We start from the raw sequence: 23,816 nt of genomic DNA, 5'->3' as shown, positions 1-23,816 counted from the left end.
CGCAAGCCCTGCCCGGGGAGGACCGCGATGCAGCACGCCGTACGGTCACGAGCACCCATCCGCGCCGGGCTGACGCCCGTTCCACGTCCGCGGACACCCGGCACCGGGTCGTCGACCGACGGGGACGCCCTGCGTGTCCTGCACCGGGCGGCCCGCAGTCTGCTCGACGACCTGCCCGAACTGACCGACCGGCTGGTCGCCCTCCTGAACGAACAGGAGCCGGCCTACCGCACGGCCCTCACCAGGGATCCCTCCGCGACCTGGCAGGAGGCCCACCGCTCGCTGCGGCACAGCGTGGCCTCGCTGCTCGACCCGCGCGGCGCACGGGACGCCGCCCGCCGCTGCTCCTGGCGGATCGGCGCCACCCGCGCCGAGCAGGGACTCCCGCTGGACGCCCTCCTGCACGCCTTCCGCCTCGGCGGCTCCCTGGTCTGGCAGCGGCTGGTCGAGGAGACCTCCAGGGCCGCACCCGAGGACGTACGCCTGCTCGTCCACGTGGCGGCCGACGTGTGGGACTTCGTCGACGAGCACTGCACCCTCGTCGCGGACGCCTACCGCCGGACCGAGTGGCGGATCGGACGCCGCCGGGAGAACCGGGCCCGGCTGCTGGCGGCGGGCCTGCTCGACGGCACGAGCCGCATCGCCGACCTGCCCGAGGCCGCCCAGGTGCTGGAACTGCCGGAGCAGGGCCGGTACGTGGTGGTCGCCGTCACCGGCGGGCCTCCCGGCCGCCCCGACGCGGGCCGCGCCGCCGCGGTGCCCTCCGGCAGCCGCGTGCACTGGCACGCCGGTCCCGACGTCGACTACGGCATCGTCCCCGTCGGCGCCGACGGGGGCCTGCCGGCCCCGCACGACCCGGTGTCCGGGCCGCCCGCCGCCTTCCCCGGTCTCCGGATCGGCGTCGGCAGCCCGGTCGACGGACTGGCCGCCGTCGGCGACGCCCGCAGACTCGCGGACACCGCGCTGGAGATCTGCCCGGAGGCCGGCGGCACGGTGCGGCTGGCCGACCAGCTCCCCGCCGCCCTGGTCGTCTCCAGCCCCGAGCTGGGCCGGGCCCTCGCCGAGCGGGTGCTCGGCCCGCTGCTGCGCCTGGAGCCCGCCGACCGCGAGGTACTGCTGGACACCCTGACGACGTGGCTCGACTGCGACGGCTCGGCCCAGCGGGCGGGCGAGCGCCTCTACTGCCACCGCAACACCGTCCTCAACCGCCTCCGCCGCTGCGAACAGCTCACCGGCCGCTCCCTGTCCCGCCCGGCCGACGTCGTCGAGATCAGCCTCTCCCTGACGACCCGCCGCGTACTGCGCGACTGACCCTCCCCACCCCGGCCGCCACGGCCCGGGCCGCTCCGGCGCCGTCTCCCCGCCCGGCCCCGTGTTCTGCCCGGTCCGGGGTTCTGCCCGGCTTCGGGTTCCGCCGGCGCTCGGCCCCGGGTACTGCCTGGTTTCGGGTCCTCGCCCGGCCCGGGGGTCTGCTCGGCCCGGGGTTCTGCCCGGCTCCGGGTCCCGCTCGGCTCCGGAATCTGCCCGGCTTCGGGTTGCGCTTGGCATCGGGCGCTGCCCGGTCACGCCTCTTCGGCGCCCGTCCGCGCTGGGCATCCGCACAGACTCGCCGCCCCCGGACTGGGACCTCGCAGCGACCCGGCCCGGAGGCCCTGTACGGCCACCCCCGCCCGTGCTGTCGTGAGTCCCCCCCTTCACCGTCACCGTGCCCTTCCGGCCGGTCCCAAGGAGCCGCGATGCCCTCAGTACCCCCGGACGACGCGCCCGCGCTGCACGTCGAGAAGCTCGACGTGACGTACGGGCGCGCGCTGTCCGCCCTCCGTTCCGTGTCCCTGGACGTCCCGCACGGCGCCGTCGTCGCGCTGCTCGGTGCCAACGGCGCCGGCAAGACGACCCTGCTGCGGGCCGTCTCGGGCACCCTGCGCCTGCACCGGGGCGCGATCACGGCCGGAGGCGTCCGCTACGGCGACACGGTCCTCGACGGCCGGGACCCGGTCACCGCCGTACGCGCCGGAGTCGTCCAGGTGCCGGAAGGCAGGCGGGTGTTCGCCGGGCTCACCGTCGACGAGAACCTGCGGGCCGGCGGGCTCGGCCTGAACCGCCGGGCCCCGGCCCAGGTCCGCGAGGCCCGGGACCGGGTCCTCGCCCTGTTCCCGAGGCTCGGCGAGCGCACCCGCCAGGCGGCCGGCCTGCTGTCCGGCGGCGAGCAGCAGATGCTGGCCATCGGCCGCGCCCTGATGGCCGCGCCCCGCCTGCTCCTGCTGGACGAACCCTCCCTCGGCCTCGCCCCGATGATGGTGGACCGCATCGCCGAGGTGGTCCGCGAGATCAACGCCGGGGGGACCGCCGTGCTGCTCGTCGAGCAGAACGCCGGTATGGCGCTGTCCCTCGCCGAACGCGCCCACGTCCTGGAGGTCGGCGAGGTCCGGCTCTCCGGCGACGCCGCCGAACTCGCGCGGACGGACGCCGTACGCCGCCTGTACCTGGGGGAGACCGCCGACGGTGCCGGCGGTCTCGACGGGAGGGGAGCCGCGTGACCGCAGCCCCCGCCGCACCGCCCGCGCTCGACGTCCGGGGGGTGACCGTGCGCTTCGCCGGGCTCCTCGCCCTCGACGACGTCTCCTTCACCGTGGCCCCCGGCACCGTGCACGCCGTCATCGGCCCCAACGGCGCCGGCAAGTCCACCTGCTTCAACGTCCTGTCGGGCCTGTACCGGCCCACCGCCGGCACCGTACGGCTCGGCGCGGCCGAGCTGACCCGGCTCGCCCCGCACCGGATCGCCGCACTCGGTGTGGCCCGCACCTTCCAGAACATCGTCACCACCCGGGGCACCGTCGCCGACAACCTCATGCTCGGCCGGCACGCCCTGTCCCGGGCAGGCTTCGCCGCCACCGCCCTCCGCCTGCCCAGCGCCGTACGGGAACAGCGGGCACACCTTGCCCGGGCCCGCGAGATCGCCGAACTCACCGGCCTGGGAGCCCACTTCGACACGCCCGTGGCCCTGCTGCCCTACGGCGACCGCAAACGCGTCGAACTCGCCCGCGCCCTGTGCCTGGAGCCCCGTGTCCTGCTGCTCGACGAACCCGTTGCCGGCATGAACGCCGCCGAACGCACCCGCACGACCGAGGTCGTCCGGGAGATCCGCGCCGAACTCGGCCTGTCCGTCGTGCTGGTCGAGCACGACATGGGCCTGGTCATGCGCCTCGCCGACGACGTCACCGTCCTCGACTTCGGCCGGGCCGTCGCCCACGGCACCCCGGACGAGGTCCGGCGCGACCCCGAGGTGCTCCGCGCCTACCTCGGCACGGGCACGGGCACTGGCACCGCGAAGGAGGGCGCGGCATGAGCGGGTTTCTCGACAACCTCCTCAACGGACTCGCCGTCGGCTCGGTCTACGCCCTGATCGCCCTCGGATTCGTCACCATCTTCAAGGCGTCCGGCGTACTGAACTTCGCCCACGGCTCGCTGCTGCTGCTCGGCGGCTACCTCGTCGCCGTCCTCCACGACGACCTCGGCTTCGCCGGGGCGCTGGCGGTCGCGGTCCTCGTGACGGCCGCCGTCGCCGGGCTCCTCGACCGGCTGGTGCTGCAGCGGACCGGCGGGAGCGACCCGCACGCCGCCCATGTGCAGACCATCGTCACCATCGGCGTCGACATCGTCCTGGTCACCGACCTGGCCCGGCGCATCGGCGGCGACCTGCTGCCGCTCGGCGACCCGTGGGGCGACGCCGTGACCGACCTGGGACCGGTGACCGTCGCCGACAGCCGCGTCGCCGCGATCCTGGTCTCCGCCGCGGCCATCGGCGGCGCCTTCGCGCTGTTCCGGTTCACCTCCTGGGGCCTGTCGCTGCGGGCGGCCGCCGAGGACGCCGAGGCCGCCGCCCTGATGGGCGTACGGCTGAACCGGGTGCGCACCGCCGCCTGGTGCCTGGCCGGCGGCCTCGCCGCGCTCGCCGCGGTCTTCCTCGTCGCCTTCCCGGCGCCCGGACTGGAGCGCACCACCGGCCAGATCGCCCTCAAGGCCTTCCCGGCCGCCATCCTGGGCGGCATGGCGTCCCCCGTCGGCGCCCTGGTCGGCAGCATGCTGATCGGCCTTACGGAGGCGTTCGTCGCCGGATACCAGTCCGACCTGCACGTCCTCGGCGAGGGCTTCGGCGACGTCGCGCCCTACGCCGTGATGGTGCTGGTCCTCCTGGTGCGCCCCGCCGGGCTCTTCGCCGCGAAGGGAACGGCCCGTGTCTGACCCGCGATCCGTCCTCCGCCGCCGCGCCGCGCTCCTGCCGCCCGTACTCCTGCTCTGCGCCCTGCCCTTCTACCTGGACGCCTTCTGGCTGCGCATCGGCCTGTTCTCCATGGCCGCGGCCGTCGGTGCCGTCGGCCTCGGCCTGCTCAGCGGCACGGCCGGCCAGCTCTCCCTGGGGCACGCCTTCTTCCTCGCCGTCGGCGCCTACGGCTACGTGTGGCTGGCCGGCGAGCCCGGCCCCGGCCTGCCGCCCGCCGTCGCCGCCGTCCTCGCCGTCCTGCTCGCCGGGGCCGCGGGCGGCCTCTTCAGCCCGGTCGCCGGACGTGTGAAGGGCATCTACCTCGGTGTGGCGACCCTCGCGCTCGTCTTCCTCGGCCACCACGTCCTGCTCACCGCCGACTCCGTCACCGGCGGCTTCAACGGACGCTCGGTGCCGCCGCTGGAGGTGGGCGGCTTCGCCTTCGCCGACTCCGGCCCCGAACTGACCGTCCTCGGCGTGCCGTTCGGTGCCGAGGAACGGCTCTGGTATCTGGGCCTGGCGCTGTTCGCACTCACCTGGTTCACCGCGCGGGGCCTGCTGCGCGGACGACCCGGCCGGGCCCTGGCGGCGCTGAGCGACAGCGAGACCGCGGCCTCCGTGATGGGCGTGCACGTCGCCCGCTACCGCTCGGCGGCGTTCGTCGTCTCCTCGATGTACGCGGGCCTCGCGGGAGTGCTGCTCGCGCTCTCCTTCCGCCGTGTCGTGCCGGACTACTTCTCCCTCGCCCTCTCCGTCGACTACCTCGCCATGATCGTCATCGGCGGCCTCGGCTCGGTGGCCGGCGCCAGTGCCGGCGCCGTCTTCGTCACCGCGCTGCCGCTGCTGATGACGCGCTACGCCGACCAGTTGCCGCTGGTGGCGACCCCGGGCTCGGGCGGCGGCGCGATCGGCCCGACCGAGGCATCCCGGTACCTGTACGGCGCCGCGATCGTCGTCATCCTGCTCCGTGCCCCCGACGGCCTGCACGGACTGGCCCGCCGGGCCGGAGCCCGCCTGCGCCGCCGACGCCGCGCCACCGGCCCGCCGGGCACCGGGGCCGCGCCGATCCCCGCCGCCGGAACCGACCCCACCGACCCCACCGATCCCGCCGCACGAGCCAAGGAGCACACCCCGTGAACCTCACGCACCCGAGGCCCCGCACCGCCTGCACCGCCGCCCGCACCGCCGCGTCGGCCGCGGCGCTGGCCGCCGTGCTGCTCGCGGGCACCGCCTGCAGTTCCAAGGCGGACGGCGGGAGCACCGGCGACGCCGCCGACGGCGTCAAGTCCGGTCCCGGAGTCAGCGACAGCAGCGTCAGACTGGGCGCGCTGACCGATCTCACCGGGCCCTACGCCACCCTCGGCAAGAGCATCGTGCAGGCCCAGCAGATGTGGGCGGACGAGACCAACGCGGCGGGCGGCGTCTGCGGACGCGACGTCGAGATCGTCGTCAAGGACCACGGCTACGACGTCCAGAAGGCGGTCACCGCCTACGCCGACATCGCCCCCGACGTCGTGGCGCTGCCCCAGGTCATCGGCTCGCCGGTGGTCGCAGCCCTGCTCGACGACATCGAGCGGGACCACATGCTGACCTTCCCGCAGGCCTGGGCCGCCTCCCTGCTCGGCATGGACCCGGTGCAGGTGCTCGGCACCACCTACGACCTCGACATGATCGCCGCCGTGGACTTCCTGACCCGCACCAAGAAGATCGCCGAGGGCGACACGATCGGCCACGTGTACTTCGAGGGCGACTACGGCGCCAACGCGCTGGAGGGCTCCGAATGGGCCGCCGAGCAGGCGGGCATGAAGGTGGCCGGGCAGAAGATCAAGGCCACCGACACCGACCTGACCGCGCAGGTCTCCGCGCTGAGCAAGGCCGGGGTGAAGGCCGTTCTGATCAGCGCTGGTCCCGCCCAGACCGCGTCGCTCGCCGGGGTGGCCGCGGCCCGCGGCCTGAAGGTGCCGATCGTCACCAGCGCCCCCGGCTACGCCCCGCAGCTGATGAAGACGCCCGCCGCGGGCGCGCTGGCCGCCATGGTCCACGTGGTCAGCGCCGCGCCCGCGGTCAGTTCCGACCTGCCGGGCGTCGAGAAGATGGTCGCCGACTACAACAAGAAGTACCCGGGTGAGCTCGTCGACTCCGGAGTGCTCTCCGGCTACAACGCCGCCGAATTGATGGGCGCCGACCTGAAGAAGGCCTGCGAGGGCGGCAGTCTCGCGCGTGCCGACGTGGTCAAGGCGCACCGCTCGCAGAAGAACGCCGACACCGGCCTCGGCACGCCGCAGGACTTCACCCTCGTGACCGCGCCGGCCAGCCGGTCCACGTACGTGCTGAAGCCTGACGCGAAGGCGGTCGGCGGCCTGGTCGGGGTGGAGGAGGCCCACAAGGCGCCCGGAGTGGACGCCTACCTGGCCGCCCGCGGCTGACCGCGAGCGGGTCGGCCGGGGGCGGGAGTGGCCGTCAACCGGGCTGCGTCGCAGCGGGTTTGACGGTCACTTGATCCACCCCCCTGGTTCTGCTGACCAGTGGGTCCCTAGGATGTACTGTCTGTCATGCCAGTCCAGTTGGCGCCCTTATGGAGCTGGGGGAACGATGCAAGCCGACAAGCAGCTGTCCACGGAAATCGACGCGAACGTGCCTACCGCCGCACGTATGTACGACTTCTATCTGGGCGGCAAGGACAACTACGCGGCGGACCGGACCGCGGTCGGCGAACTCGACAAGGTCGTTCCCAGCACGCGCCGCCTGGCGCTGAACAACCGTCGCTTCCTGCAGCGTGTCATACGGACCCTGGTCCAGGACTACGGGATCCGCCAGTTCCTCGACCACGGATCCGGCCTGCCCACGCAGGACAACGTGCACCAGATCGCCCAGCGCGTCGCGCCCGACTCCCGCGTCGTCTACGTCGACAACGACCCGATGGTGCTGGTCCACGGCCGGGCGCTGCTCGACCAGAACGACCAGACCGCCGTCATACACGCCGACATGCGGGCCACGGAGGAGATCTTCTCCCACCCGGACACCCAGCGCCTGATCGACTTCTCGCAGCCGGTCGCCGTGCTGTTCAACTCGGTGTTCCACTGCATCCCGGACAGCGACACCGACGGCCCGAAGGCGGTCGTCCGCCGGGTGACCGAACGGCTCGCGCCCGGCAGCTACGCCGTGATGTGCCAGCTGGTCAGCGAGGACCCCGAAGTCCGCAAGTTCGTCACGGACTTCATGGACCAGGCGACCCAGGGGCACTGGGGCCGGGTCCGTGAGCCGAAGGACGTCGAGGACTTCTTCGAGGGTATGGACATCCTGGAGCCCGGCCTCGTGGAGGTCTCCACCTGGCGCCCGGACACCGATGTGGCGCCCCGTCAGCTCACCGACGAGTGGATCGAGTTCGGCGGCCTGGGCCGACTGCGCTGACGCGTCTCCGGCACACCGTACGAACGGAGGGAGGGCACACGCGCCGCGTGTGCCCTCCCTCCGTTCGCCGTCACCGCTTCTTCGCTACTGCTTCTTCTCCGAGTAGCGGCCCGCCATCGTCTCGCGCAGCCGCTCCAGCGACGCGCGCGGGGTCAGCGCCTCGTCGGCCAGCCGGTCCAGGGCGACCCGGTACTCCTCCGTCTCGTCCCGGTCCTCCAGGAAGTTGGCGCTCCTGATGTGTTCCAGATAGACCACGTCGGGCAGGTCGACGCCGCCGAAGCGCAGGTAGGTGATCGGAATCGCGGGCGCCGACGCGTTCGTCACGTCCAGCGGCACGATCTGGAGCGTCACATGGGGCTCCTCGGCCATGGCGGCGAGGTGGGCCAGCTGCTCGCGCATCACCTCACGGCTGCCCAGCACACGCAGGAGCACCGACTCGTCGATGATCGCCCACAGCTGCGGCGCGTCCTTGCGGTGCAGCAGCTCCGCGCGGCGCTTGCGCAGCTCGACGCGGCGACGGACCTCGCCGGCGGGTGCGTTGGGCAGACCGCGTTCGACCACTGCCTCGGTGTAGGCCTCGGTCTGGAGCAGTCCCGGCACATACTGGATCTCGAAGGTGCGGATGGTGGAGGCGGCCTCCTGGAGGCCGACCAGACGATCGAACCACTCCGGCATCAGACGCTTGTCGTACCGCTGCCACCAGCCCGGCTCGCCCGCGCGCTGCAACAGCTTGAGCAGCACGGAGGCCTCGTACGGATCGGTGCCGTACCGCTTCAGGAGTGCGCGGACGTCGGTCTCCGTCGGAGGCCTGCGGCCCTTGCCGGACTCGATGCGCGACAGCTTCGCCGCGCTGAAGCCGATGTCACGGGCCGCCTGGTCCTGGGAGAGGCCGGCGTCCTCGCGGAAACCCGCCAGCTGGACGCCGACGAGCATCTTCAGGAGAGTCGGAGCCGGCTCGGCCCGGTCCAGATAGGGTTCGAGACGGGAGATGCGGGGCGACGCGGCGGACATCCTGACTCCCAGCAGACCGGCAGACGTGAGGGGAAGACTATCTCACCCCACCGGTGCCCGGCGCATCCGCCTGTGGAAAAAGGGTAGTTGGGCTCCGCTTGTGGTGCCGGGCCCGTCCTGCCGCGCCCGTGTTGCCGGACTCGTGCCACCGGGGGACGTCTGTGCGGCGCCACCGTCCGTCGCGGCCGCCCCGCGGCGGCTCACAGCAGATGGTCGAACTCGCCGTCCTTGGCGCCCGCCACGAACGCGGCTATCTCGGCCGGGGTGTAGACGAGCGCGGGGCCGTCCGGGTCACGGGAGTTGCGCATCGCGATGCCTCCGTCCACGAGGGCGACCTCGACGCAGTTGCCCTCGGCGTTGCTGTGCCGACTCTTCGTCCAGCAGGCTTCCAGCGAGCTGGCCTGCACTCCGTTGCGCACTGGTGGCACCGCGGTCTCCTTGCCGTTCGGGGGAGCGGACCGAGTTCCTTCGGTCCCCGAGCGCTCCCATCCGATTTTTTTCGCGCAATTTCTCGTGCAATTGCACGCGAGCGCTCTCAGCGTGGATAATAGCCGTGGCGTCAACCCCTCGGTGGGCGCCCCGTCTTGAGGTCGCATCAGGGAGAACCTGTGTCGTCACCTGCGCATCCAACGCTCCGGTCGACCGGCGAACCCGTGTCGGAGGCCGGCGCGACGAGCCGGCCCGGAGAACTCCCGTGTGCGCCGCGGGACACCGTGGGCCGGTCCGAGTGGCCCGGCGCCGCACCGTACGGCGCGCGCCCCGCCGGGACCGACCGGTCCGGCGCCGTGGTGCTGCGCGTGGCCTGCAGCCGAGAGGGCTTCGCCCGGGCTCGGGTCTTCACCCGGGACACGCTGCGCGCCTGGTCCCTGGAGCACTGCGGCGACGACGCCGCTCTCGTGGTCACCGAACTCGTCACCAACGCCGTCACCCACGCGGTGCCGTCGGCGGCGGCCGGTGCGCCGGAGGTCAGGCTGGGCCTCGTACGGGACCCCGGTCACCTGACTCTGGCCGTCTCCGATTCCGGGGACAACGTGCCGGTGTTCGACCCGTCCGACGACGCCGCATTCGGCGAACACGGACGTGGCCTGGGCATCGTCGACGCCCTCGCCGAGGAGTGGGGCTGGACCCCGAGGCCTCCGGCGGGCAAGACGGTCTGGGCCAAGCTGCCGACCCGTCCCCTCATCTGACCCGACTGCCGCGGAAGGGCCCCACACCATGCGCAGCGCTCCGACACCCGAGCCGAGCATCCGGCGCACCGACCTTCACCCGCAGCCGCCCGGCGCGCCCCGCGCCGCCGCCCTCCTGGCGGGGCTGGACAGTGTGCCCTGGGGCGACATCCAGGACTCCAGCGGATCGGCGGCCGCCATCCCGCGGCTGCTCCGCAAGGTGGCCCGGGGCGACGCCGAGACCGCCCGCGCCGCACTCGGCGACCTGCGCAAGCGCATCTGCCAGTACGGATTCGTCGTCGAGCAGGCGACCGCCGCCACCGTCCCCTTCCTCTGGGAACTGGCGCAGCGGCCCCAGGTGAGCTGCCGGGCGCAGATCATCCAGCTGCTGAAGAACATCGCCGACGCACGGCAGTGGGAGACCACGGCCACCGCCTACCCCAAGCTGCTCAACCACCGGGAGAACCCGGTGGCGTGGGAGCGCGCGGCACGCCAGGCGGTCCGCGCCCGGCGCGGCGAGCTGGACCGGCTGCTGACCGAGGGCGACAGCGAGGTCGCACGGGCCACCACCGAACTCGCCCGCACACTCGGCGACTGAACCGGCCGCCCCGGGGACCCGGCGGCTGCCCGGAGACCGGGACCCGCGCCCTCCACGGGGGAGAAGGCGCGGGTCCCTTCCGAGGCGCCGGTCGACTGCGGCCCGACGGCACCTCCAGGACGCGGGACGGTGTGGTCATCGCCTGCCGACCGGGTAGGAAAGCGCGTGGAGAAAGCGCTTGCCCACCCTGGTCACCTGGAGGACCACGCCGATGGCGTCGTCGATGGAAAAGCCGCTCGATCACCGCTACCGGGGCGAACACCCGATACGCACGCTCGTCTACCTCTTCCGCGCCGACCGCCACCGGCTGGCGGGCGCGGTGCTCGTGTTCACCGTCAAGCACAGCCCCGTCTGGCTGCTTCCGCTCGTCACCGCGTCCATCATCGACACCGTCGTCCAGCACGGCCCGCTCGCTGATCTGTGGACCAGCACTGGCGTGATCATGTTCATCCTGCTGGTCAACTACCCGCTGCACCTGCTCTACGTCCGTCTCCTGTACGGCAGCGTGCGCCGCATGGGCACCACGCTGCGCTCCGCGCTCTGCACGCGCATGCAGCAGCTCTCCATCGGCTACCACGCGCGGGTCAGCGCAGGGGTCCTGCAGGCCAAGGTCGTGCGGGACGTGGAGACGGTGGAACAGATGGTGCAGCAGACCGCCGAGACCGGACTCGGCGCGCTCACCGTCCTCACCGGCGGACTGGTCATCATCGCCGTGCGCACCCCGGAGTTCCTGCCCGTCTTCCTCGTCGTCGTGCCGGCCGCCTCGCTGCTCGTCGCCCGGCTGCGGGCCCGGCTGCGCAGCCACAACGAGCACTTCAGGCACGAGGTCGAGACCCTGTCGTCCCGGGTGACGGAGATGACCCGCCTCATCCCCGTCACCCGCGCCCACGGCCTGGAGGGCAAGGCCCTGAGCCGCATGGACGGCACCCTGGGCCGCCTGCTCACCTCCGGCCTGCGCCTGGACCTCGTGAACGGCCGCTTCGCCTCGCTGTCCTGGGTCGTGCTCAACGTGGTGGGCGTCCTGGTCCTCGCGGGCGCCGCGCTGATCTCGTACCACGGCGTCTGGGGAGTCACCGCCGGCGACGTCGTCATGCTGAGCGCCTTCCTGACCACGCTCACCACCTCCACCACGACCCTGGCGGGGCTGGCCCCGGTCATCACCAAGGGCCTGGAGTCCGTCCGTTCGGTCGGCGAGGTCCTCCAGGCGCCCGAACTGGAGGAGAACGAGGGCAAGACGGAACTCACCGCCCTGCGCGGCGCCGTGGCCTTCGAGGGAGTCGGCCACGTCTACGAGAGTGACGGCCGGCCCGCGGTCGGCGACTTCACCCTGACCGTCGAACCCGGCGAGACGATCGCCCTGGTGGGAGCGTCCGGCGCCGGCAAGTCCACCGTCCTCAACCTGCTCATCGGCTTCCTGCGCCCCACCTCGGGCCGCCTCTTGCTGGACGGCACCGACATGACCGCCCTCGACCTGCGCACCTACCGGCGCTTCGTCTCCGTGGTGCCGCAGGAGTCCGTCCTCTTCGACGGCACGGTCCGGGAGAACGTCGCCTACGGCATGGACGACGCCGACGAGGAGTCGGTGCGCGGCGCACTGCGCGACGCCAACGCGCTGGAGTTCGTGGACCGGTTGCCCCGGGGCCTCGACACCCTGGTCGGGGAGCACGGGGCCCGGTTGTCCGGCGGGCAGCGCCAGCGCCTGGCCATCGCCCGCGCCCTGATCCGCGACCCCCGGGTGCTGATCCTGGACGAGGCGACCTCCGCCCTGGACACCCGCTCCGAGGCGCTCGTCCAGCAGGCGCTGGCCCGGCTGCTGCGGGGACGCACGACGTTCGTCGTGGCCCACCGGCTGTCCACCGTGCGGGGCGCCGACCGCATCGTGGTGATGGGCGAGGGCCGCGTCCTGGAGACCGGCACCCACGAGGAACTCATGGCCGGGGGAGGGGCGTACACGGCGCTGCACGGCGGGCAGGTCGCCTGACCGCGACCCCTGCCGTCCGCCCGGCCGTCGCACCCGCTCCCCACCGAGTCGTCCGCTGTTTCCGATGGCACTCGGACACCGGACGACGGAATCTGGTCAAACGTGCGCCGGCGCGTGCGCGGTGTGATTGTTCCGAGCGGGTCCGGGCATACGCAGCGAAAACCCGAGAGAGGGGCGCTTCGTGCTCGAGCCGGACCCGAAGGTCGTCAGGGAGTTGCTGACGCGGTACGCGTCGCTGCGGATCGCTCAGGCGGAACGGGAGACGCCCGCGGCCGCGAGGGAACTGGCGGACGCCAGTTACACGCTGTGCGTGATGATGGCGACGACCAGCGTGCACGACGCGGTGCGCAAGGCGGACGCGCTGCTGCTCGCCAAGGGGCGCACGGCCCCGGAGGCAGGCGCGGCGGCGGACCCCGAGGCCGAGAGCGGCCTGTCACTGGCCGTCTGACACAGCTGGACCGCACCTTCCCGGGCCCGCGTCGGGGCCGGCGCGCCACTCGCCGCGCCGATCCCCGTCGCGGGCCCGTCGTGTTCCTCCGCGCGCCGTCGGACGCTCCCGCCGAGTGCCCTGGTGGGAGCCCCGACAGCGGTGCCGGGACGGTGCCGCGCACGTGCTGGGGGAGTGCTGGCGAGAACCCGTTGGAAGCTGTCGTTTTCGCCCCTGGGCGATCACCCGGCGGATTTCTAGCGTTGCTTCCCGAGCACCGCACGCCGACCCTCCCGCCTCCCGGAGCCCCGAACGATGACCAAGATCCTGCTGTCCCTCCACGTCCTTGCCGCCATCATCGCCGTCGGCCCCGTCACCGTGGCCGCCAGCATGTTCCCGGCGGCCGCGCGGAAGGCGACGGCGGCCCTGCCCGCCGTCGTACCCGCGACCCCGGCCGCGAGTGCGGACACGGCCGGGGAGGCGGGCACGGTCCGGCTCCTGCACCGCATCTGCCGGGTCTACGCGGGGCTCGGCATCGCGGTGCCCGTCCTCGGCTTCGCCACGGCCGCCGCGATGGGCGTGCTGCAGGACGCCTGGCTCATCGCCTCCATCACGCTGACCGCCGTCGCCGCCGGTCTGCTCGCCGCCTTCGTCCTGCCGCGCCAGGAGGAGCTGCTGGAACAGCTCACCGGAGGGCGCCCCGTCGAGCGCGCCGCGACGGCCCGGCTGGCCATGTTCACCGGTCTGTTCAACCTGCTGTGGGCCACGGTGACGATCCTCATGATCGTGCGGCCCGGCTCCACCACGGGCGCCTGAGCCGACCGCGGACCGGACCGTCGTTCACATCCTGACGGAATGCGCACCGCGGCGTGAACGGACGCCTAGACTGCTCAGTCGCGCCTCCGAGCGGGGGCGGACGACACGAAAGGCGCGTTGACGGGTGTTCCAGGATTCCCCCATCTACGACCGACTCGTCGCCGAACGCGGTGACATTCCCGAGCAGGTGCGGCGGGACGCCGAGCGCGTGAGCAGGGAACTGGAGGTGGCGATGCGTCCGTTGCACGCGCCCGGGCACCTGCCCGGCGCCGAACGGCAGCCGTCGCCGGGCGGCGGCTGGCAGCGCACGGCCATGCTGCCCGGCCCGCGCTGACGGGCCGCCACCCGGGAGGCGCCCGGTAACGGCCCCGGGGCCGGCGCCCTCACACGTGAGGCCCGCTCAGCCCACTGCCGTGGCGCCCGGGGGCCCGGACGGCATCGCGTCGCCCGGCCCCGGCCGGGCCAGCCACTCGGCGATGGTGCGGGCGATCGGCTGGCCCGTGTCCACCTCGACGAAGCCGAACTGCCCCGACTGGTTGCACTCCAGGAACCACCAGGTGCCGTCCCCGTCCTCGGCGAAGTCGAGAGCGCCGTACGCCAGTTCCGCGGCCCGGAGATAGGACCGGACCGACTCGGCGACCCGCGGGGGGACCTCGACGGGCCGCCACGGCTCGGCCGACGCCGCGAAGCGCACGTCCACCTCGTCGGGATCCGGGTGCGCGGTCGTCTTGCGGGCGGCCAGCAGCTCGTCGCCGACAGCCGTCAGCCGGATGTCGGCACGTTTGGCGACCCGGCGCTGCAGCAGCGTCGGTCCGTGCGCGACGGCGGAGAAGTCGGCCTCGGGTGGAACCCGGCTGGTCGGCACCGCCAGGGGCGGGTCCTGCGGATGCGCACCCGAGACGGGTTTGACCACCAGGTCCGGATAGCGTTCGGCGAACTCCCGTGCCGCCCGCGGAAACGTCGTGATCAGCGTGGCGGGCACCGGCAGCCCGCACTGCTGGGCCAGCCGCAGCTGCCAGGGCTTGTAGCGGGCCCGGTGCGCGGCGTCGGGCTGGTTCATCCAGCGTGCCCCGCTGCCCCGGAGCATGCCGTAGAGGGCCTGGCCCGACTCCTCGGTCAGCCACGCCGACGGTTCGGCGGCCCGCGCGGCCGGGCCGCCCGGCCGGCGCAGCCAGACGGACCGCAGCCCGCCGATGCTCACCAGGCGCTCCCCGGCGGACAGATGGCCCCGGAAGGAGCCGTGCACGAACTCGCCCGAGAGCGCCACCGATTCGGTCAGGTCCGCGGGGTCCAGTCGGACCACCGGGACCGACGACGCGTTCAGGTGCACCACCACCATGTCGGCGGTGACGTCCTCTTCGCTGGTCAGGATCAGTACGGTCATTCCGGTCGGCCCGTGTTCAGTCGTCGAAGTGGGTCTTCGACCCCGCGGTGGAGGTCGTCGTGCCCAGCTCTCTCAGCAGGGCGTGGTCGCAGGCGGCCGCCCGCCCGTCCCACAACACGTTCAACTGCTGCCCGGAGTCGTAGACGTACGGAGTGGTCGCTTCCAACTCCACGGCCGGCCGGGCGTAGTTCAGCGCGAACGGTTGCATCGTCTCTCCCTGGTCGGTGCTCCCCGAAGTGGAGGACGGCCGCTGCGCGTCGCCTCCCGGTAGGCCGACTTTCGCCGGCTCCCAAGGACTTATACGATTCGAACGGGTGATTGGTTTCCTTACTTTGCGTAACCATCCGGCGGGCATGATCGTCCCCGCTGCAGGTCGACGCCACCGTTCGAGCCGCCCAGCGGGCCGCGCAGGGACCGCAGTGCGACGAACAACACACCGATGTCGTCGAGATAGACCGGATCGGGCAGCAGGTCCGCCGGGAGCACCAGATAGAGGACGGCACCCCAGAAGACCCAGCGCGGGCCCGTGGGAAGTCCGGCCCGCCTGAGGTCCCGCCGGGTGCGCACCAGCCGCACCAGGAGCGCCACGGCCCCTGCCAGGGCCAGCGCCGCCAGCAGCACCACCGCCACCAACACCACCGTGGTCGTGTCCACCGGGCCCTCCTCCTCGGCGCGCGGCGCGCGCCTCCTCCAGCGGATGCCCGCTCGGGGCGGCGGCAAGACCGGCGGCCGGGTCCTCTCATCCCTGTGGCCCACCCGGAGTGGCAGGGCGGCGTAGACGTGCTTAGTAATGGTCAGCACACAGCGCGTGTCGCATGTCGGGGACGCAGGGCGGCCGCACCCCAACACACGGAGAGATCATGACCACAGGCTCTTCATCACCCCGTTCGCCCGAGTACTCCATATCCGCCCTGGATCTGCCCACGGGCGAGACGACCACGACGACCGGTACGGCACGGCCGCCCGGCACGCGGCCGCGGACCACCGCCCAGCCGGACGGCCGGGACGCGGACGTCTGGGGGACCGGCCTGGACGACGACGACCTCCTCGATCTCGATCCCGATCCCGACCTGCGCGAACCCGAGTTCAGCGCCCCCGACCCCGCCGGCCGCGGGCTCCCCGGCGCCGACCGCCCCGGCCCCGGTGGGACGGCCGCACCGCGAGCGGAGGACCGCCGCGAGGCCCCCGAGGCAGACCCGGCGGACCGGGCGTACGGAGACCCCGTCGGTGACCTGGTACGCGCCGCCGTCGCCGACCGGCCGCTGGAGGAGGTCGTCGACCTCATCACGACGCTGGAGCAGTCCCCGAAATACGCGCAGGCCACCGTCGACGCGCTCCGCGCGGTCGGGGTCAACAGGTCCGTGGAGGACGTGACCCGGCTGGTCGGCCTGCTGACCAGGCCGCCGCGCCACCCGGACAGCGCGGACGAGGCGATCCGGGCCGCGGCGGAGAGCCGCTCCGTGGAGGACGTGACCAGGCTGATGGGCCTGCTGCACCGCACGTCCCTGGAACCGCACTGCGGGCAGGCCGCCGTACAGGCGGCGGCCACCGGGCGGCCCGTCGAGGAACTCGTCGAACTGATCGGCCGGCTCGGCGAGGACGGCCACGTACGCGAGGAGAGCCCCGACGCCCGGCAGTTGCGGGCGGCCCGCGACGCGGCCGAGGCCCCCGGGGCGGAGGACGCCGGTGAAGGCGACCAACACCCGCCGCGCGACGGCGTCTTCGCCGCCGCGGCCCGTCGGGGCCGCGAGCGCCGCGGACTCCGGCGCACCGGCCGCCGCGGCCCGGATGACGACCGGGCACAGGACCGTGCGGCCGACGGAAGTCCGGCGGCGCGCGACCGCGACCCGAATGCTACGGAGCGTGACGTTGGCATGAGTCGTCCGGCACGTGCCGATGGCAAGAAATCTCCGGTGCGCCGATCGGCCCGGGGACCGGCCTGGCCCGCCTGGCTCACCGTCGCCGTTCTCGCCGGATGCGGCGTGGCCTTCTTCCCCCTGCACCGCGCCGACGCCTCGGCCCGCGCCTACGGGGTCGCCCTCGGCCTGTCGGCACTCTGCCTGGTGCTGGCCCTGCTCCTGACGGTGCGCCCGGCCGTCCCGCTGCTCGCCGCGGCGGTCGTGGCACCGGCGGCACTGGCGGCGGCGAAGCTCTACGGCGGCGCGACGCCCACGGCACGGGTCTCCCCGGTCACCGACCTGGCCATGGCCCCCGCCTGGCTCGCCGTCGCCGTGGCCGTGGCCGCCGCGCTCGTCGCGCTGACGGCTCTGTGCGTACGGGTGGCCTCGCAGGACACCGCGCGGCGCCGGCCCGTCCGCCGCCGGGTGGCAGCGGCAAAGTAGCGGCGCCCGGAACACCGCGGCATCAGCGCCCGGACCCTGCGGCACGGTGTGGTCCGCGCCGGGAAGAAGGCCGCCCGGCGCGGACCACACCGCCGTGCCGCGCTCACACTCCCAGCGTGCCCGCGGGGTGCCCGTGCTCCAGCAGTGCCGTGAGCACCCGGTCGGGCGTGAGCGGCAGTTCGCGGAACCGGATGCCGGTCGCGTGGTGGACGGCGTTGCCGACGGCCGCCGCCGAGCCCACGATCCCGATCTCACCGATCCCCTTGCTGCCCATGGGGTTGAGGTGACCGTCCTCCTCGTCGATCCAGTGGGCCTCCACGGCCGCGACGTCGGCGTGCGCGGGCACGTGGTAGGCGGCCAGGTCGCGCTGGACGAAGTCGCCGAACTCCGGGTCCACCGTGCTGTCCTCGGTCAGCGCCATGCCCAGGCCCATCGTCATGCCCCCGATGAACTGGGAGCGCGCCGTACGGGCGTTCAGGATGCGCCCCGCGGCGAACACGCCCAGGAGCCGGGTCACCCGGACCTCGCCGGAGACGGTGTCCACGCCCACCTCGGCGAAGTGGGCGCCGAACGCGTGCCGGGCGTAGGGGCTCTCGGCGTCCACCGTCCCGGAGGTGTCGGCCTCGGCCGAGACCCCCTCGTCGGGCAGCGGCCCCGAGCGCTCCGCCAGCATTCCGGCCAACCGGGCGCACGCCTCGTGCACGGCCGACCCCCAGGACGCCGTGCCCGAGGAGCCGCCCGCCATCGGGGCGAACCCGATACCGCTGTCGGCGACCTCGATCCGCACCCGCTCCAGCGGGCTGCCCAGGGCGTCCGCCGCCACCTGCGCGAGCACCGTCCGGGCGCCCGTGCCGATGTCGGTGGCGTTGACCCGTACCAGGAAACCGCCCTCGGGCAGGGCCCGCGCCGACGCCACGCACGGCGACACCAGCACCGGATAGGTGGCCGAGGCCACCCCGCTGCCGATCAGCAGGGAGCCGGCGGCGCCGGAGCGGGGCCGCGGATCGCGCCCCTCCCAGCCGAAGCGGCGGGCGCCCTCGCGCAGACACTCCACCAGATGGCGGCTGCTGTAGGGCTTCCCGCTGTCGGGCTCGGTCTCCGGTTCGTTGCGGACCCTCAGCTCCACCGGGTCCACGCCGAGTTCGACGGCCAGTTCGTCCATGGCCGACTCCAGGGCGTACATGCCGGGGCACTCGCCCGGGGCCCGCATCCAGGAGGGCGTGGGTACGTCCAGCGCCGCCACGCGGTGGACCGTGCGCAGGGCGGGAGCGGCGTACATGACCCGCGCGGGGACCGCCGCCTGCTCCACGAACTCCTTGACCCGCGACGTGTGGGTCGTCACCTCGTGCACGAGCGAGGTGAGCCGGCCCCCGCCGTCGGCGCCGAGGCGCAGCCGGTGCAGGGTCGGGGCGCGGTGCCCGACCACGGCGGGCAGGTAGCGGCGCGGCAGCGCGACGGTCACCGGTCGCCCGGTGGCCCGCGCCGCCATCGCCGCGAGCACCACATCGGGGCGCGGCGTCCCCTTGGAGCCGAACCCGCCGCCCACGTGCTCCGCGCGCACCGTGATCCGGTCCTCGGCCAGCCGGAACAGGCGCGCCAGTTCCTTCTGCACCGCCGTGGTGCCCTGGCTGGAGGAGTGCACGACCAGCCGGTCGCCGTCCCAGTGCGCCGTGCTGGTGTGCGGCTCCATCGGGTGGTTGTGCAGCGGCGGCACCGTGTACTCGACGTCGACCCGGTGCGCCGAGGAGGCGAAGGCGCCGTCGGGGTCTCCGTGCTCGGTGGCGGCGGGGAAGCCTCCGTTCGCCGACTCGGGCACGTACGCCCCCGAGTGCGCGGCGGTGAGCGTCACGTCGTGGGGCTCGGTCTCGTAGGCGACCCGTACGGCGGCGGCGCCGGCCCGGGCCGCCTCCAGCGTCTCGGCCACCACCAGGCCCACGAACCAGCCCCGGTGCGGGACGTGCGGTCCCTGCAGTACGGACAGGGTCGGGTCGTCGGGGTCGCCGAGGCGGGGCGCGTTCTCGTGCGTGAGCACCGCGAGAACGCCGGGCAGCGCGAGTGCGGGAGCGGCGTCGACACCGGTGACCCGGCCGCGCGCGACCGTCGCCGGCACCGGCCAGGCCTGCGCGCGGCCCGGCGCGTCGTACTCGGCGGCGTACGGGGCGGCGCCGGTGACCTTCTCCCGCCCCTCCCGGCGCTCGACGGGAGCGCCCAGGACGGCATCGCTGGCGGTCATGGAGTCCTCCTCGTGGACGCCGGGGTTCAGGTCGTGGCCGGCGGGGCGAGCCGGCCCAGTACGTCCAGGGCGATCCGGCGGGCCAGCGGCACCTTGTAGGCGTTGTCCCGCAGCGGCTCGGCGGCGGCCAGTTCCAGGTCGAGGGCGTGCTCGAACGCCGCCGTCGTGGGCGCAGCGCCCAGCAGCGCGTCCTCGGCCCGCCGCGCCCGCCAGGGCCGGTGCGCCAGCGCCCCGAAGGCGATCCCGGCCCGCTCCACCACGCCGTCGGCCAGCTGCAGCACGACGGCGACGGAGGCGAGCGCGAAGGCGTACGACGCCCGGTCGCGCGCCTTGCGGTACGCCGAGGGAAGCCCGGCGGTGGCGGCCGGCAGGACCACGCCGGTGATCAGCTCACCGGCGTGGATCTCCGTGTCCCGCTCCGGGTGCATGCCGGGCAGCCGGTGGAAGTCGGCGGCGGGCACGCTCCGGGTGCCCTCGGGGCCCCGCAGCTCCACGTGCGCGTCGAGGGCGGCCAGCGCCACCGCCATGTCCGAGGGGTGGGTGGCGATGCACTGGTCGGAGTGGCCCAGCACCGCGTGGTCCCGGTGCACGCCCTGCAGGGCGCCGCAACCGGTGCCGGGCTCCCGCTTGTTGCACGGCTTGGACAGGTCCTGGAAGTAGGGGCAGCGGGTGCGCTGCAGCAGGTTGCCGCCGGTGGTGGCGGCGTTGCGCAGCTGCCCCGACGCCCCCGCGAGGAGCGCCTGGGACAGCGCGGGGTAGCGGTCGCGGACGACGGGATGGGCGGCGAGATCGCTGTTGCGGACCGTCGCGCCGACCCGCAGCCCGCCGTCGGGCAGCTCCTCCACCCCGTCCAGCGGCAGCCGGGAGACGTCGACGAGGGCCGCCGGCGTCTCCACGCCGAGCTTCATCAGGTCGACGAGGTTGGTGCCGCCCCCGAGGTAGCGGGCGCCGGGATGGGCCGCGAAGGCGTCGGTTGCCTCCTCGACGCTGGCGGCGCGTACGTAGGCGAAGGATTTCACGGGATCACGTCCTCGACCGCGTCGGCGATGCACATGTACGCCCCGCACCGGCACAGGTTGCCGCTGAGCCGCTCCCGGATCTCCTCCCGGTCCAGCGCGACCGGCTCGCCGGAGGGCACCGCCGGGTCGGTGACGTGGGACGGGTGCCCGGCCGCGGCCTCCGCGAGCGCGCCCACCGCCGAGCAGATCTGGCCCGGGGTGCAGTACCCGCACTGGAAGGCGTCGCGGTCCAGGAAGGCGCGCTGCACCGGGTGCAGTTCCTCGCCGTCACCGGCGAGCCCCTCGACGGTGGTGATCTCGCAGCCGTCCAGGGCGACGGCGAACAGCAGGCAGCTGTTCACGCGCCTGCCGTCCACCAGGACCGTGCAGGCGCCGCACTGGCCGTGGTCGCAGCCCTTCTTGGCCCCCGCGAGCCCGAGGTCCTCACGCAGCAGGTCCAGCAGGACGCGCCGGTGGTCGACGGTGAGGGTGTGCGGCTTGCCGTTGACGCGGAGCGTGGTCTGCGAGTGGGACGACTCGGGCGGGGATGCGGGCGCGGCGCCCTCGTGCTGGCTGTCCATGGCGTCGGTGACCTTCCGGGACGGGCCGTGCTGCTGGGGCTTCCGCGTATCCACCTGCCGTCGGATGACACGTGAGGGTGCCCTCAGTAGCCGCGGGCCGGCGCCGCCCGGACGGCCCGCGGGGGCCCGACTCGCGCCGCCCGGCACGTGGGTGCGCCGGGGCGGTCGGGCCGGTACGCGGGTGCGCCGGGGCGGTCGGGCCGGTGCCGGTCCCGGCAGCAGGGCTCAACGGGGGGCAGAGCACGGAACCGGTGGCGCGGGGCCCGGTCCCGGTCGCCGGTGGCAGCACAATCGTCGGCATCGGTGGGGAGCGGTTCCTGTCACCGCGATCCCGGATGCCGCAAGGGGACGGGACGTCAGCTGCCGGAGCCGGGCGGCGGGCCGGACTCCTGCCCGGCCTCCGGGGGCCGGCGTTGCGGCCGGCCGCTTCCCTTGAACCGTTCCAGCGTGCGGGTCAGCCCCCGCAGCGGGGACGGCGCCGGTGTCTCGGAGGGGGGTGCGGCGGCGTCCGCCGCTCCGGCGGACTCCCGGTAGACGGCCAGAGCCTCCGCCGCGCGTTCGGCGGCCTCCCGGTACAGGTCGCGGGACTGCGTCATGGCCTCCAGCGCCTCGGCGTACATCGCCACCAGCCTGCGCTCGCGCTCCAGCTCCTCCTGGAGCGTCAGCAGCCGCCAGTCCTCCCGCAGCGAGGTGAGCGCCGCCACCGCGTCGTCCGGCAGCGGCCTGGGCAGCGCGGCGAAGGAGGTCACCGCCGCGATCAGGGCGGTGGGCTCGGAACCGTCCAGGTACACGGTGCGCACGGAGAACTCGGCCGCGTCGTGGCCGGCCGGGGCCGGAGTGCCCGGCAGCATCGTGGCGCCGCCGCGCGGCACCTGGACGCCGAAGTCCTCCAGCGCCCAGTTCACCACCCGCAGCTGCTGCGGTGCGGCGCGGTGCTCGACCACCCGGTGCCGCAGCCCGGGAGGCAGCAGCCGGGCCAGCGGCACCCGGCCGCGGTGGTCGGGCGTCATCGCCTCGTGCACGACGACGTGGATGTTCCACGGACTGCGCCCGGCCTCCTTGAGCAGCCGGCGCACGGCCTTGTCGTCGTCCGGCAGGGTGTTGAGACCGCGCAGCCGCAGTCCCGTGGCGGCGTCGCGGTCCCAGGTGACGTCCGGGTCGTCGGGCCAGAACATGGTGGCGGGGGAGGGCCACTCCAGGTCCCACGCCTCCTCGGCCTCGGCGAGCAGCGTCCAGTCCTGTCCGCCCCCCGAACCGGGCTCCAGGATCAGCCGGGCGCGCACGGTCACGGCCCCCGGCGCCTTCCAGCGCGCCTCGAAGATCCGGGGGGCGGCCGCGGCCGGGTCGGCCGCCGGCTCGTCGGGCGGTTCCAGGAAGTCGTCCAGGACCTGGTCGTCCTTGAGCCGCTGCAGCGTGTGGCGGACGGTGTCCTCGGCCGCGGAGCCGACATGGCGGCCGCGAGCGGCCCACAGGGTGGGCGGAGTCGTGGGGCGGGCGGTGGATGAGGTCGGCATGGGTCCATCGGGCAGCAGGGGCACGGACGTAGGCAAGTATCGTCGCCGCAGGTCAGCCGAGAGCATCCGGGGTCCGCCGACCGGGCGGGCCGCGGCCCGGCACACGGTGCGGCCGACGGGGACGCGGGTGCGTCGTGGGCGAGGGTGGGCAGAAGCTGTCCGACCGACCGTACGGCACGACAAGGAGCGAACTGATGAACCTCGACCTCGGAGGGCGTACCGCGCTGGTGACGGGCTCGACCCAGGGCATCGGGGCGGCCATCGCCGCCGGACTGGCCCGCGCCGGCGCCACCGTCGGCGTCAACGGGCGCGACGCCGGCCGCCTGGAGGAGAGCGTCGCGAAACTGCGGGCCGAGGTGCCGGACGGCGCGTTCGTGCCGGTGGCGGCCGACCTCGGCACCGAGGAGGGCGCCGCGGCCGCGGTGGGCGCGCTGCCCGACGTCGACATCCTGGTGAACAACCTCGGTGTCTTCGGCGCCGCCCCCGCCCTGGAGATCAGCGACGACGAGTGGCGCCGCTACTTCGAGATCAACGTCCTCGCGGGCGTCAGGCTGACGCGTGCCCATCTCCCCCGGATGAGGGAACGCGGCTGGGGACGGGTGCTGTACATCGCGAGCGACTCGGCGGTCGTGATCCCCGCCGAGATGATCCACTACGGGGTGTCGAAGACGGCCCTGCTCGGCGTCGGCCGCGGCTTCGCCAAGGAGGCGGCGGGCAGCGGCGTCACGGTGAACTGCGTGATCGCCGGACCCACCCACACCGAGGGCGTCGAGGACTTCGTGTACCAGCTGGTCGACCGGGACCTGCCCTGGGACGAGGCCCAGCGGGTCTTCATGCGCGAGCACCGCCCGCAGTCGCTGATCCAGCGGCTGATCGAGCCGGAGGAGATCGCCAACCTCGTCGTGTACCTCAGCTCCCCCCTGGCGTCCGCCACCACCGGCGCGGCCGTCCGCGTGGACGGCGGGTACGTCGACTCGATCCTCCCGTAGCGGCCCCCGAGCCCCCGGCGGTCCCCCGACGGTCCCGGGCCCGCGGCGGTCCCGGGCCCCCGGCGGGGCCGTGCCTCGCGGGCTGCCCGTCCCGCCCGGCGCGA

At 74.0% G+C, this 23,816-nt stretch carries 24 protein-coding genes; 15 read left to right on the top strand and 9 right to left on the bottom strand.

All coding sequences use genetic code 11. The features are described from left to right. Positions 1-27 precede the first annotated feature (27 nt). From IG94_RS0105350 to IG94_RS0105320, 7 genes are all read left to right on the top strand, one after another. Positions 28-1,311 (top strand): RsbRD N-terminal domain-containing protein, encoded by a 1,284-nt coding sequence (locus tag IG94_RS0105350; RefSeq protein WP_031031795.1) that lies wholly within the window; start codon positions 28-30, stop codon positions 1,309-1,311. Between the two features lie 425 nt (positions 1,312-1,736). Next, the gene (locus IG94_RS0105345; protein WP_031031792.1) at positions 1,737-2,537 is read left to right on the top strand and encodes an ABC transporter ATP-binding protein; all 801 of its coding nucleotides are present in this window, start codon (positions 1,737-1,739) and stop codon (positions 2,535-2,537) included. Further along, the gene (locus IG94_RS0105340; RefSeq protein WP_031031790.1) at positions 2,534-3,346 is read left to right on the top strand and encodes an ABC transporter ATP-binding protein; all 813 of its coding nucleotides are present in this window, start codon (positions 2,534-2,536) and stop codon (positions 3,344-3,346) included. Before IG94_RS0105345 ends, IG94_RS0105340 begins: the two co-directional genes overlap by 4 nt. After that, a complete protein-coding gene (locus IG94_RS0105335; protein ID WP_031031787.1) occupies positions 3,343-4,242 on the top strand; it encodes a branched-chain amino acid ABC transporter permease in 900 nt (299 codons plus the stop codon). The genes IG94_RS0105340 and IG94_RS0105335 overlap by 4 nt, the downstream gene beginning before the upstream one ends. Then, entirely contained in the window at positions 4,235-5,398 is a 1,164-nt protein-coding gene (locus tag IG94_RS0105330) for a branched-chain amino acid ABC transporter permease (protein WP_031031784.1), read from the top strand. Before IG94_RS0105335 ends, IG94_RS0105330 begins: the two co-directional genes overlap by 8 nt. After that, a complete protein-coding gene (locus IG94_RS0105325; RefSeq protein WP_031031782.1) occupies positions 5,395-6,687 on the top strand; it encodes an ABC transporter substrate-binding protein in 1,293 nt (430 codons plus the stop codon). The genes IG94_RS0105330 and IG94_RS0105325 overlap by 4 nt, the downstream gene beginning before the upstream one ends. A gap of 166 nt (positions 6,688-6,853) precedes the next feature. Beyond that, positions 6,854-7,672, top strand: coding sequence for an SAM-dependent methyltransferase (locus IG94_RS0105320; protein WP_031031780.1), 819 nt, complete (start codon positions 6,854-6,856; stop codon positions 7,670-7,672). Between the two features lie 84 nt (positions 7,673-7,756). Here the strand turns inward: IG94_RS0105320 and IG94_RS0105315 are convergent, their stop codons facing one another. Next, the gene (locus tag IG94_RS0105315) at positions 7,757-8,683 is read right to left on the bottom strand and encodes a helix-turn-helix domain-containing protein (RefSeq protein ID WP_031031777.1); all 927 of its coding nucleotides are present in this window, start codon (positions 8,681-8,683) and stop codon (positions 7,757-7,759) included. Between the two features lie 200 nt (positions 8,684-8,883). Further along, positions 8,884-9,111 carry a DUF397 domain-containing protein gene (locus IG94_RS0105310; protein ID WP_031031774.1) on the bottom strand — a complete coding sequence of 76 codons (228 nt, stop codon included), beginning with the start codon at positions 9,109-9,111 and terminating at the stop codon, positions 8,884-8,886. A 369-nt stretch (positions 9,112-9,480) separates the two neighbouring features. Between IG94_RS0105310 and IG94_RS0105305 the strand changes: the two genes are divergently transcribed. From IG94_RS0105305 to IG94_RS0105280, 6 genes are all read left to right on the top strand, one after another. After that, positions 9,481-9,870, top strand: a complete 390-nt coding sequence (locus IG94_RS0105305; protein ID WP_372459472.1) for an ATP-binding protein — start codon at positions 9,481-9,483, stop codon at positions 9,868-9,870. Between the two features lie 28 nt (positions 9,871-9,898). Further along, a complete protein-coding gene (locus IG94_RS0105300) occupies positions 9,899-10,447 on the top strand; it encodes a hypothetical protein (RefSeq protein WP_031031767.1) in 549 nt (182 codons plus the stop codon). A 211-nt stretch (positions 10,448-10,658) separates the two neighbouring features. Continuing rightward, complete coding sequence (locus IG94_RS0105295; protein ID WP_031031765.1) at positions 10,659-12,428, top strand: ABC transporter ATP-binding protein; 1,770 nt, start codon at positions 10,659-10,661, stop codon at positions 12,426-12,428. Between the two features lie 181 nt (positions 12,429-12,609). Next, on the top strand, positions 12,610-12,876 hold the full coding sequence (locus IG94_RS0105290) for a DUF5133 domain-containing protein (protein WP_031031763.1): 267 nt from the start codon (positions 12,610-12,612) through the stop codon (positions 12,874-12,876). Positions 12,877-13,170: 294 nt separating this feature from the next. Further along, on the top strand, positions 13,171-13,671 hold the full coding sequence (locus tag IG94_RS0105285) for a hypothetical protein (protein WP_031031761.1): 501 nt from the start codon (positions 13,171-13,173) through the stop codon (positions 13,669-13,671). A 124-nt stretch (positions 13,672-13,795) separates the two neighbouring features. Further along, positions 13,796-14,005: a hypothetical protein gene (locus tag IG94_RS0105280; RefSeq protein WP_031031758.1), complete on the top strand. Its 210-nt coding sequence runs from the start codon at positions 13,796-13,798 to the stop codon at positions 14,003-14,005. Between the two features lie 66 nt (positions 14,006-14,071). Here the strand turns inward: IG94_RS0105280 and tgmB are convergent, their stop codons facing one another. The 3 genes from tgmB to IG94_RS0105265 all read right to left on the bottom strand — a co-directional run bounded on the left by tgmB (position 14,072) and on the right by IG94_RS0105265 (position 15,709). Further along, positions 14,072-15,055, bottom strand: a complete 984-nt coding sequence (gene tgmB, locus IG94_RS0105275) for an ATP-grasp ribosomal peptide maturase (protein ID WP_031031755.1) — start codon at positions 15,053-15,055, stop codon at positions 14,072-14,074. Between the two features lie 16 nt (positions 15,056-15,071). Then, positions 15,072-15,263: a putative ATP-grasp-modified RiPP gene (gene tgmA / locus IG94_RS0105270; RefSeq protein ID WP_031031753.1), complete on the bottom strand. Its 192-nt coding sequence runs from the start codon at positions 15,261-15,263 to the stop codon at positions 15,072-15,074. A 119-nt stretch (positions 15,264-15,382) separates the two neighbouring features. After that, a complete protein-coding gene (locus IG94_RS0105265; protein WP_031031750.1) occupies positions 15,383-15,709 on the bottom strand; it encodes a YkvA family protein in 327 nt (108 codons plus the stop codon). 206 nt (positions 15,710-15,915) lie between these two features. Here IG94_RS0105265 and IG94_RS0105260 point away from each other — a divergent pair, with 206 nt between their 5' ends. Continuing rightward, positions 15,916-17,397, top strand: coding sequence for a hypothetical protein (locus IG94_RS0105260; RefSeq protein ID WP_107060437.1), 1,482 nt, complete (start codon positions 15,916-15,918; stop codon positions 17,395-17,397). 103 nt (positions 17,398-17,500) lie between these two features. Here the strand turns inward: IG94_RS0105260 and IG94_RS0105255 are convergent, their stop codons facing one another. The 4 genes from IG94_RS0105255 to IG94_RS0105240 all read right to left on the bottom strand — a co-directional run bounded on the left by IG94_RS0105255 (position 17,501) and on the right by IG94_RS0105240 (position 22,723). After that, a complete protein-coding gene (locus IG94_RS0105255) occupies positions 17,501-19,630 on the bottom strand; it encodes a xanthine dehydrogenase family protein molybdopterin-binding subunit (protein ID WP_043482964.1) in 2,130 nt (709 codons plus the stop codon). Between the two features lie 26 nt (positions 19,631-19,656). After that, positions 19,657-20,649: an FAD binding domain-containing protein gene (locus IG94_RS0105250; protein WP_031031742.1), complete on the bottom strand. Its 993-nt coding sequence runs from the start codon at positions 20,647-20,649 to the stop codon at positions 19,657-19,659. Continuing rightward, on the bottom strand, positions 20,646-21,209 hold the full coding sequence (locus tag IG94_RS0105245; RefSeq protein WP_031031739.1) for a (2Fe-2S)-binding protein: 564 nt from the start codon (positions 21,207-21,209) through the stop codon (positions 20,646-20,648). Before IG94_RS0105245 ends, IG94_RS0105250 begins: the two co-directional genes overlap by 4 nt. 356 nt (positions 21,210-21,565) lie before the next feature. Further along, complete coding sequence (locus tag IG94_RS0105240; protein ID WP_107060436.1) at positions 21,566-22,723, bottom strand: hypothetical protein; 1,158 nt, start codon at positions 22,721-22,723, stop codon at positions 21,566-21,568. 194 nt (positions 22,724-22,917) lie between these two features. On the opposite strand from IG94_RS0105240, the gene IG94_RS0105235 reads away from it, so the two are divergent. Next, entirely contained in the window at positions 22,918-23,712 is a 795-nt protein-coding gene (locus tag IG94_RS0105235; RefSeq protein ID WP_031031733.1) for an SDR family NAD(P)-dependent oxidoreductase, read from the top strand. Positions 23,713-23,816: the final 104 nt, after the last annotated feature.

Origin of the sequence: Streptomyces olivaceus, assembly GCF_000721235.1 — a bacterium.
In the GTDB taxonomy this organism is placed as follows: Bacteria; Actinomycetota; Actinomycetes; order Streptomycetales; family Streptomycetaceae; genus Streptomyces; species Streptomyces olivaceus.
This window is presented reverse-complemented; position numbering and strand designations above follow the sequence as displayed.

Coding starts and splice junctions, on each gene's coding strand:
- tgmB (WP_031031755.1), bottom strand. CDS start 15,055: ATGACCGTACTGATCCTGACCAGCGAAGAGGACGTCACCGCCGACATG.
- IG94_RS0105335 (WP_031031787.1), top strand. CDS start 3,343: ATGAGCGGGTTTCTCGACAACCTCCTCAACGGACTCGCCGTCGGCTCG.
- tgmA (WP_031031753.1), bottom strand. CDS start 15,263: ATGCAACCGTTCGCGCTGAACTACGCCCGGCCGGCCGTGGAGTTGGAA.
- IG94_RS0105245 (WP_031031739.1), bottom strand. CDS start 21,209: ATGGACAGCCAGCACGAGGGCGCCGCGCCCGCATCCCCGCCCGAGTCG.
- IG94_RS0105295 (WP_031031765.1), top strand. CDS start 10,659: ATGGCGTCGTCGATGGAAAAGCCGCTCGATCACCGCTACCGGGGCGAA.
- IG94_RS0105315 (WP_031031777.1), bottom strand. CDS start 8,683: ATGTCCGCCGCGTCGCCCCGCATCTCCCGTCTCGAACCCTATCTGGAC.
- IG94_RS0105320 (WP_031031780.1), top strand. CDS start 6,854: ATGCAAGCCGACAAGCAGCTGTCCACGGAAATCGACGCGAACGTGCCT.
- IG94_RS0105300 (WP_031031767.1), top strand. CDS start 9,899: ATGCGCAGCGCTCCGACACCCGAGCCGAGCATCCGGCGCACCGACCTT.
- IG94_RS0105240 (WP_107060436.1), bottom strand. CDS start 22,723: ATGCCGACCTCATCCACCGCCCGCCCCACGACTCCGCCCACCCTGTGG.
- IG94_RS0105285 (WP_031031761.1), top strand. CDS start 13,171: ATGACCAAGATCCTGCTGTCCCTCCACGTCCTTGCCGCCATCATCGCC.
- IG94_RS0105255 (WP_043482964.1), bottom strand. CDS start 19,630: ATGACCGCCAGCGATGCCGTCCTGGGCGCTCCCGTCGAGCGCCGGGAG.
- IG94_RS0105235 (WP_031031733.1), top strand. CDS start 22,918: ATGAACCTCGACCTCGGAGGGCGTACCGCGCTGGTGACGGGCTCGACC.
- IG94_RS0105260 (WP_107060437.1), top strand. CDS start 15,916: ATGACCACAGGCTCTTCATCACCCCGTTCGCCCGAGTACTCCATATCC.
- IG94_RS0105350 (WP_031031795.1), top strand. CDS start 28: ATGCAGCACGCCGTACGGTCACGAGCACCCATCCGCGCCGGGCTGACG.
- IG94_RS0105345 (WP_031031792.1), top strand. CDS start 1,737: ATGCCCTCAGTACCCCCGGACGACGCGCCCGCGCTGCACGTCGAGAAG.